The sequence below is a fragment of the Streptomyces sp. BR123 genome, assembly GCF_013401435.1.
In the GTDB taxonomy this organism is placed as follows: Bacteria; Actinomycetota; Actinomycetes; order Streptomycetales; family Streptomycetaceae; genus Streptomyces.
Genome location: NZ_JACBGN010000387.1, coordinates 1 through 6,022, shown reverse-complemented (window position 1 = coordinate 6,022; position 6,022 = coordinate 1). Strand labels below are relative to the sequence as shown.

7 protein-coding genes are annotated in these 6,022 nt (G+C 73.9%); 2 read left to right on the top strand and 5 right to left on the bottom strand.

The window, feature by feature from the left end; translation table 11 throughout:
• Positions 1 to 426: 426 nt before the first annotated feature.
• Positions 427 to 909: a nitroreductase/quinone reductase family protein gene (locus HYE82_RS33355; protein ID WP_218783346.1), complete on the bottom strand. Its 483-nt coding sequence runs from the start codon at positions 907 to 909 to the stop codon at positions 427 to 429.
• A 154-nt stretch (positions 910 to 1,063) separates the two neighbouring features.
• Here HYE82_RS33355 and thpR point away from each other — a divergent pair, with 154 nt between their 5' ends.
• A complete protein-coding gene (thpR, locus tag HYE82_RS33350) occupies positions 1,064 to 1,648 on the top strand; it encodes an RNA 2',3'-cyclic phosphodiesterase (protein WP_309144535.1) in 585 nt (194 codons plus the stop codon).
• Positions 1,649 to 1,894: 246 nt separating this feature from the next.
• On the opposite strand, the gene HYE82_RS33345 is transcribed toward thpR, so the two are convergent.
• On the bottom strand, positions 1,895 to 2,242 hold the full coding sequence (locus tag HYE82_RS33345; RefSeq protein ID WP_179177957.1) for a hypothetical protein: 348 nt from the start codon (positions 2,240 to 2,242) through the stop codon (positions 1,895 to 1,897).
• A 363-nt stretch (positions 2,243 to 2,605) separates the two neighbouring features.
• Between HYE82_RS33345 and HYE82_RS33340 the strand changes: the two genes are divergently transcribed.
• A complete protein-coding gene (locus tag HYE82_RS33340) occupies positions 2,606 to 2,875 on the top strand; it encodes a hypothetical protein (RefSeq protein WP_179177956.1) in 270 nt (89 codons plus the stop codon).
• A 451-nt stretch (positions 2,876 to 3,326) separates the two neighbouring features.
• On the opposite strand, the gene HYE82_RS33335 is transcribed toward HYE82_RS33340, so the two are convergent.
• The 3 genes from HYE82_RS33335 to HYE82_RS33325 form a co-directional block, all read right to left on the bottom strand.
• Positions 3,327 to 4,529, bottom strand: coding sequence for an SMI1/KNR4 family protein (locus tag HYE82_RS33335; RefSeq protein WP_179177955.1), 1,203 nt, complete (start codon positions 4,527 to 4,529; stop codon positions 3,327 to 3,329).
• Between the two features lie 42 nt (positions 4,530 to 4,571).
• Entirely contained in the window at positions 4,572 to 5,669 is a 1,098-nt protein-coding gene (locus tag HYE82_RS33330) for a hypothetical protein (RefSeq protein ID WP_179177954.1), read from the bottom strand.
• A gap of 64 nt (positions 5,670 to 5,733) precedes the next feature.
• Positions 5,734 to 6,022 (bottom strand): SpoIIE family protein phosphatase (locus HYE82_RS33325; RefSeq protein ID WP_179177953.1); only part of this gene is annotated, 289 nt, incomplete at its 5' end.

Here is a 6,022-nt window from a genome sequence, read left to right as displayed (position 1 = left end):
CGGGTACACCGGTGGGCCGCGGTGTGGATCTCTCCTCGCGCTCGCGGAAGGCTTTGCGTGCGGCGGACGCCGACCTTCCCGACGAGGACTTCGCACGGCCTTCCCGGGAGCGCCGGCCGGCTCGTGCGGGACCTCGTGTGCCACCCGGTCATCGGCGCCCGGGACGTCCTCGTCTCCCTCGTGGCCCCCGGGGCAGCGGAGCCGGCCCCCGAAGCGGTGACCCACCGGGAGGTCACCGGCCGACCGGCGACGCTGCACCGACTCCACCTCGTCGCCCACCCGCCCCGCACGCGGCGCGGACCCCTGCGGAGGGCCTCGCCCCGTCGCGCCGGATGCTGGAGCAGATCGCCGGGGCGGCGTTCCCCACGTCGTCCTCGGACGAGCGCCCGGCCTGCCCGGAACCGAGCCGACGGCACTACGGCAGGATCACGACATTCGCTCGGCCGGTCGGGGCTCCAGGACCACCACCGCGGTCTCGGACGGCCGCAGGGCCGCGTAGGCGTCCAGGTTCCCGTCGATCTCGCGCCAGCGGGCCCAGAGCCGCGACCGTTCGTCGCCCGTCGCGGCCCGGCCCCGTACCTGCCGGGGCCCGTCGGCGAGGTCGACGGTCGCGTACGGGTGCGTCTGGAGGTTGAGCCACCAGGCGGGGTCGCCCGCGCCCCAGCCGTTCATCGCCAGGGCGACGAGCCGGGGGCCGTCCTCGACATACGCGATGATCACGCTTCGCCGGCGGCCGGTACGGCGCCCGGTCGTGGTCAGCCGCAGTGCGCCCCAACTGCGGTCCCGCGGCCGCCACAGTCCGATCCGGCCGCCCAGGGCCCGGTACACGGCCCGGTGCAGGGACCAGACCAGGCGGATGAACCAGCGCGGCGGAAGCCGCGGCGCCTTCGTCCTGCGACCCACGGACACGGCGACCTCCCGATCGTCCGGCCGACTGCGGCCTCGCCTCGGAGAGGACGGTAGCCGCGGCCGCCGGAAGCGGACAGGGGCTCGGCGCCGGCTCCCGCACCCCGTCGGGAGGTGGGATGTGACGGAACCCGCCCCGACACGGTACGAAGTCTTCGTGAAGGAAGAGATGCAGGCCGAGACCATCCGCGTCTTCATAGCGCTGGCCCCGCCCGACGACGCGAAGGAGGAGCTGGAGCGTGAGCTGCTGCCCGCCTACGACGCGTACCCGCGCATGCGGTGGAACCGCATCGAGGACTGGCACATCACCCTCGCGTTCCTGGGCGAGGTCCCGGCCGCCACCGTGCCGCTCCTGAAGCCGCCGCTCGCGGACCTCGCGGCGGCGCGCCGGCCGCTGCAGCTGGGACTGCGCGGCGGCGGGCACTTCGACGAGCGGGTGCTGTGGAGCGGGATCGACGGGGACCTGGAAGGACTCCACCTGCTCGCCACCGAGGTGCGGGCCCTGGTCAGGGAGAGCGGTGTCCCGTTGCGGAGCCGGCCGCTGAACCCCCACCTCACGCTCGCGCGCTCGCGCCGAACCGATTCGTCGAGCGCCGTGGAGGCCGCCGCCCGGCTCGTGGGATTCACCGGCCGCCGCTGGCCGACCGAGCGCCTCCACCTGGTCGGCAGCAACTTCGGCCGCGGCCCCGGACCGATCCACTACCGCGACATCGAGGCCTGGAGCTTCGGCGGCACGGACTGAGACCCGTCCGCGGATACGGCACCGGGAGGACGGGAGATCCGGGGGCCGGGGGCCGGGGGCCGGTCGGACGGGCTCGTCGACGCGCCGGACGTGTCAGCGCCCGCAGACCCGCGATGATCTGGGCCCTGCTCCGCGACCGCCTTGCCGGCAGTCCCTGAAGAGGGCGACGGGCACGACACGGTTCCGGTTCCGGGGCCGGGCCCGGAACCGGTCGGTCGGTCGGTCGTCGGCCAGTCGGCCGGGCGGTCAGTGGACGACGGAGAAGCTGCGCCATGGCAGCGTGCCGGGGGCCGTCACGTTCGCGCTGGACATGGGGATGTAGGTTCCGGGGGCCTTGTCGGTCTTCTCGCACTCCGGAGTCCGGTACAGGATGACGTCGAGTTCGCTGTCGTTCTCCACGTGAGCCGCGCCCTCCGGGAGGCGGATCCTGTGGCAGCCCTGGACGGGCGTGTTCGAGTACGTGAGCACGACCGGGGAGTCGTGGCCACGGAAGGTGATGGTCCCCACGGTGGTCTTGCCGGCCGAGCAGGCCGTTGCCGTGAGCAGCAGAACTGCCGCCCCGGTGGTGACGGCGATACGCCGGAGGTGGGACATGGCTCGGTCCTCGTCTGTGCGGTGGTGGCTGCCCTTGCACCGCAGCGTGACGTGCCGCGCGGGCCCGGGCATCCGGTGCGCGCCCGGCGGGATGACCGCCGAAGGAGGGAGGATCGCCCGCCCGGCCGCGCCGACGGCAGCGAGCCGCCACGTTCGAGTGGTGTCGCACACACACGGGAAGCATGGAAGCGAAGGCCGTAACGGTTTTTGGCCTTCGATCGGCAGGTCGTCAGGCCTTGTTTACCGCCGAGGCGCAGCCGAGCGACTTGAAGGTGACGGTACGGGCCGCCGAAATGCGGGGCGGTTGTCAGAGGCGGGTGACACCATCTGCGGCGGTGATCCGACCAGCTACAGGGGGTAGGCATGGCGAGCACGTACACGTGGCCGCGCGGGGCGGAGACGGCGGACGGCGAGGAACTGGAGCGCTGGCTGGCCGGGCACGGATGGGAGATCGACCCGACCGTGTTCATGGCCGGGGTCCTCGGCCCGGCGGTCCAGGTCCGCCGCATCCACAGCACGTGCGAGGAGGACGGCGCGGGTCTGCTGATCCTCCCCGGCGAAACCGTGCTGTTCGACGGGGAGCGCATACGGCTTCACCCGCGCGCCTTCGCTTCGGCCGGGACCTCCGCGTAGCGCGGCGCCCGCCTGCCTGCCTGCCGGTTCACGGCATGCAGGGGCCTGTGAGACGGCCGGGCGGGCCGGGCGGTCAGCACTGCCACAGGAATGCGGCCTCGCCACAGGGCAGGCAGGTGAAGCGTGGCCGCGGCCTGAGCGGCCTGCCGCATCGGCTTGCCGCAGGTACGGCAGGGCGGGGTCTGCCCGGGCGGCTCTGGCAGGCGAACAGCGCCAGCACGTGCGCGTGCGGCCGGTCACCGCCGACGACGGCGGAGCCGGACTCGTCCAGGAGGAGCTGTGCGAGGAACTTCAGCGGGCCGGCGCATTCGGCACAGTACGGCCATGCGGTCCCCGGCACGGATCAGGGTGATCGGGGCGATCGACGTGGTCGGGGTGGTCATGCGGCCCGACCGTACGACACGGCCCCGGCAGCGCTTCCCGATCGCCGCCTGCTGCCCTTCCCGCGGTGTCAGCGCAGGACTTGGGCGTACTGGGCCTCGTACCAGCCGGTGTCGATGTCCGGGTTGCTCAGCCGCGCCCAGAACAGGTTGTCGGGCAGGTCCGGAAGCGGTGGGTTGCCGAGGTCTGCGAGCAGTTCGGTACGCCAGTGGACGCTCAGGTGACTGCGGGCGGTCGCGATCCGGGAGACCGCCTCGGGGGGCAGCCCCCACACGGCGAACGGCAGGGCCTCCGCCGCCCATCTGCGGAAGTCGTCCCGGTGCTCGGCCGCCTCGGCGATCACCGCACGCAGCCGCAGGCCCAGCGGGCCGTTCCGGTCCCTCGGAACGTCCTCACCCCGCTCCTGGGCGTCCAGGGCGGCGGTGACCTCGGCGTACATGGCCAGCCCGGTCTCGGTGGCCAGCCGGCGCATCTGTCTGCGTGCCGCCTCGGCCACGCGTTCCCTCGGCAGGGTGGCGACCAGTGCGCCGAGTTCCTGAAGTCCGGTCATGTAAACCGCCCTGATCGGTTGCGCCGGGTCCGCGGGCAGCTCAAGGGGAGGCAGGTCCGTCGTCGCCGCGGGGAGCGGGTCGGCAGCGCTCCCCCACGCGGGACCCGGCGTGCGCGCCGACGCCCAGATCAGGCGCCCGTTGAACACCACGGGGCTGTCGCCGCCGTCCGGGGCCGTACCGGCCTGCTCCAGCGTGTCCGCAAGTGCCGCCAGACAGGCGCCGAGTGACGGGGCGTGGCCGAAGCCGGTCCCCTCCTCGTCGAAGAACCGCCCGATCGCTCCGTACGCGTCGTGCCCTGTCCGGCAGTCGACGGTGAGGCCGTCGGCAGTGGCCTCGTAGGAGCCGAACTGGACGTAGCCGTGGTGCCAGTAGCCTTCGGCCGCCGCCTCCGCCTCGTCCTCGTCCTCGTCCTCGTCCTCGTCGTACAGGTCTGCGGCGATGTCCCGCAGGAACCGGGTCGCCTCGACGATCTCCCGTACGGCGAGCAAGCGGTCGTGCGTCGCGAACCGGAACGCCGCCTCGGCATCGCCGCGTGCCCCGTTGTGCCGGCGCAGCGACGCGACCAGGTCGGGGTGGAAGCTGAGGTCGAGTTCCTCCTGCGCCGCGCGCATCTCCTCATCGGTGGCGGGAGGGGCGAGCGAGGCGAAGGTGCGCGGCGCGTGTTCCTGCAGCCACGCGTCGATGCGGTCCCAGGAACGTTCGATCAGGTCGGTCGATGCCATGCGGCCGACCTTATGGTCTGTCACCGACAGGGCTGCTCCCCCTCAGAACGGGTGGCTGTACGGGTGCTCCCGCACACGGTCGTGGATGCCGCGCGGCCGGGGCCCGCGGACGGCCGGCAGCCGGGCGAGCGTGCGGACGAACACGCCCCAGTCGGGCCGGAAGGACTGCCACGGGAGATCGGGGAGGGGGTCGTCACGGAGGATGCCCTCGGGCAGCGTGCCCGGCGCCTGGACGAGCCGCCGCCGGGTGGGAAAGGCCAGCTGCGTCCACACGTAGGCCGCGAGCGGCACGGTCACGGCGGTGCCGTCGGACGGACGCCATGCCGTCCCCGTCCGCGGATGCCGCGGCACCATGAGGATGTCGGCGGCCGGTTCGGGCAGACCCGGTCCGGCCGGTGCCGCCGTCAGCGCAGGCTTCCCGGGTGGGGTCAGCACGTCGAGCGCGGGCGCGAACAGCGCCGCGACGGGGCCTTCGGGGAGGGCCACGGGCATGCCCCCGGAGACCGCCAGCAGGTGGGCCAGCGCCACCGCGGCCGCGGCCGCCCACTGCGGGTTCCAGTCCCCGGCCGGATCGACCGGCGGTACGGGGTCGCTCGCCGGCGCCACCACCTCCCAGTGGTCCGCCCCGGGCGTGCCCGTGTCGTCACCGTCGCCCTCGTCGGCGGGAAGGGCGCGTACGGCGCCCGGGTCGAACCGCACCGCCTGCCAGAGGGAGCAGTCGTCGATACGGGTCGCCACAGCGAGGCCGCACTGCGCGCAGGCGAGGTTCGGCCCGTCGCTCCCGTCCAGCCCGCAGCACCGCCCGCCGTGCCGGCCGGGCATCAGGACGGTGCCGCGGGTGTCACCCGGCGCCACGACGATCGTTCCGGCGGAGCCGAAGGACAGGGACGGCTCGGGCGCGAACACCCCGCGGGCCGCCGCTTCGTCCTCACCGGCCTCGTGCCACGGTCGCCATGGCGGCCCCCAGGGGTCGGGGTCGACGGCGTAGGTCCCGTGCTGCATCAGCACCGGGAGCAGTCCGTGCCCCCACCTCTGGCGGGCGTGCAGGGGCAGCGCTGCCCGGGACAGCCGGGCCGTCAGTGCGGCGCCGCATCCTCCGCATGCGAACGCCGTGGTGCGTTCCTCCGCGTTCCGGTTCATCCGGGGCATCGTCACAGCCCGGCGGCCGGCGGCCAACTGCTTTTCGGATGCGCAGAAGGAGCGGTCAGATGCGCAGGAGGAGCAGGGCTACGTCGTCCGTCTGGGGGGCGGCGGGTCCGGCGGGGTGGACGAGGGCCTCGACGATGTCGTCGAGGCCGGCTCCCGCCCGTGCGGCGAGGACGGAGGCGAGTTCGGCGGTGGCCCGGTCCGGGTCTATGCCGGCCGCGGTGGGTTTCTCGACGAGGCCGTCGGTGTAGAGCGCGAGCAGGGTTCCCGGCGTGAGGTCCAGGTGGGTGACGGGGCACGGGACGTCGGTACCGGCGCCGAGGAGCGGGGCGGGGTCGAGGTCCACG

Excerpts from the sequence above, each read along its gene's own strand:
- HYE82_RS33345 (WP_179177957.1), bottom strand. The coding sequence starts at position 2,242 with ATGTCCCACCTCCGGCGTATCGCCGTCACCACCGGGGCGGCAGTTCTG.
- HYE82_RS33340 (WP_179177956.1), top strand. The coding sequence starts at position 2,606 with ATGGCGAGCACGTACACGTGGCCGCGCGGGGCGGAGACGGCGGACGGC.
- HYE82_RS33335 (WP_179177955.1), bottom strand. The coding sequence starts at position 4,529 with ATGGCATCGACCGACCTGATCGAACGTTCCTGGGACCGCATCGACGCG.
- HYE82_RS33330 (WP_179177954.1), bottom strand. The coding sequence starts at position 5,669 with ATGAACCGGAACGCGGAGGAACGCACCACGGCGTTCGCATGCGGAGGA.